Source organism: Halobacillus sp., assembly GCF_049282395.1.
In the GTDB taxonomy this organism is placed as follows: Bacteria; Bacillota; Bacilli; order Bacillales; family Halobacillaceae; genus Halobacillus.
The window spans coordinates 1-2,253 of the sequence record NZ_JBAPTY010000169.1; the positions used below are offsets into that span (position 1 = coordinate 1).

General features: G+C 41.1%; 1 protein-coding gene and 1 pseudogene. Both read right to left on the reverse strand.

Annotation, left to right across the window (positions count from 1 at the left end; all coding sequences use genetic code 11):
- Nucleotides 1-298, reverse strand: a pseudogene (locus WAM07_RS07835) (group II intron reverse transcriptase/maturase); the annotation flags it as partial.
- Between the two features lie 40 nt (nucleotides 299-338).
- Nucleotides 339-1,583: a group II intron reverse transcriptase/maturase gene (gene ltrA / locus WAM07_RS07840; RefSeq protein ID WP_422165932.1), complete on the reverse strand. Its 1,245-nt coding sequence runs from the start codon at nucleotides 1,581-1,583 to the stop codon at nucleotides 339-341.
- Nucleotides 1,584-2,253 lie beyond the last annotated feature (670 nt).

Genomic DNA, 2,253 nt, shown 5'->3' on the forward strand with positions numbered 1-2,253 from the left:
CTTTCATTCTTCGAATGAGTTTCTTCGCTTCCTGTTTGATTTTCTCGCTTTTTGAAGTAACGACCCCAGTATGGGCCACTCGTTTCTTACCCTTTTTATTCGCACGAATGGTGAACCCTAAGAACTCCGATTCTCGTTTTCTTAAGTTTACAATTTGAGATTTCTCTGGTGAGATATCCAGTTTCAAACGCTCTTTGAGGTACAGACGTACCGCATGGTACCACCTTTGTGCTGTCTTTCCATCCCGGCATAGAATTTTAAGGGAAGTAGACCACTGGAACCTCCCCAGTAGCCCCTCTCAGAACCGGACGTGAACCTCTCGGCTCATCCGGCTCCCATTATTCAGCCGTAGGCTTAATACCTAAATCCCAGTGTTTAAAAAGCCTGGGGTTTTGTTTCGCAATTCTCCCCATAAAATGTTCTGCTCTTTTCTTATGCCTGGCTAACTTTTTATATTTCCTTCTTGCCCACATAATTAAGGCTTTATTTATATGCCTTAGAGCACTATACATTTCAGATTTGTAGAACTTACCATAGTAATTGACCCAACCTTGAATTACAGGATTAAACATGTTCGAGATATCTTCGAGATTCTTATCTGCTTTCAGTTGTAGTTTCCAATCCCTCACTTTTTGACGAATTGACTTCTTTGATTTATTACTGATCGCAGGTGTGAAATTCACAAAATGTCGCCCCCATCTGTTCTTTGACAGCCTAGGTCTGAATGTATAGCCTAGAAAATCGAATGAGATGTTTTCATACTCTTCTTTTCTATCCGCATCCTTACAATATACAACTTTCGTTTTGTCTGGATGTAATTCAATCTTGCATTCCCTCATTCTCTTATCGAGACATTCTAACATTTCCTTTGCCTCTTTTTCCGTCCTACAATGGATGACTGCGTCATCTGCATACCTAACAAACGGATTCTTTGAGTGATGAATAGCCATCCACTTATCAAACGTGTAGTGAAGAAAAAGATTCGCTAATATCGGGCTAATCACTCCACCTTGCGGTGTCCCTGTTGTACGTTCTTTTATTCCTTCTTTCGTTTGAAAAGGTGCTTTCAACCATCTCTTGATATATAACTTTACCCAGTCGGTTTGTGTATGCTTTTCCACTGCTTTCATTAATAAATCATGATCAATGTTGTCAAATAATCCTTTAATATCGAATTCAAGTACCCAATTGTACTTCCAGCACCGTTTTCGTGTGGTTTCTATTGCTTGGATAGCGCTCTTGTTAGGTCTGTACCCATAAGAATCGTTGTGAAAGAATGGTTCGACCGAAGGTTCGAAAAATAATTTCACTGTCATCTGGGCAATTCTATCCGCAACCGTTGGAATTCCTAATATTCTAGTACCTCCGGCTTTCTTCGGTATTTCCACGGCCTTAACTGCTGGAGGAAAATAGCTTCCAGATGACATTCGATTCCAAATTTTGTACAAGTTATCTTTGAGGTTCACTTCGAAATTTTCGATTGATTGTTCATCAATTCCTGCTGAACCCTTGTTTACTTTCACTTTTAGGTAAGCTTCATATAATAATTCTTTAGGTATTGCATATGGCTTTGTTTTAATCATAAGTTCCTCCCATTTGATGGTTGACTTGTTCATAAAACTGAATAACATAACCCCTTCACTCCATCTCCGTTAGGAGATTTCACAGTTACTACGAGTTATTCCGTCCCTATACATGGCATTGGTACTCTAATTCTTGTGGGGTTTCCACTTGAACTTCTTCCTTAGCATCCATGTCGTAGGTTCCTACGTTCCACACTCAAGCCTATATTAAGTTCACGCTGCCTTTATACCGGTCACCGAACGGACAGTAAACAGGTTTCCTCCGAACTTATCCTGAGTTAACGACTCCCCCTCAGTTTTGATGACATTCCTACGCTTTCGATACTTCTTCAGCAGTTCAATGGTTTTCGTCTCCTTAATATGTACCTGACAAGATCTAGTCCTGCCTTTTCCTTAACGCTCAATACCATAGCTTTTGACTATAGCACCTTAAGGTGGTTTGCAATCTCTACCTGCATAACGATTGCGAGAGGCCTACTCTCATCTTGAGTGCAGCATAGCTCCCTTAACTGCGCTTACGCGCAGCTTGGTTGCTTTCGTAGCACACAATCATCCGCATACCGGACCAGATATCCTTGTTTCAAATTCGTTTGTTTTCTCGCTCGCCTTCTGGCATCATCTGAACTGTAGGATTTCGTCAGGGGAAATACTTCCCACTGGTCGGCAACCC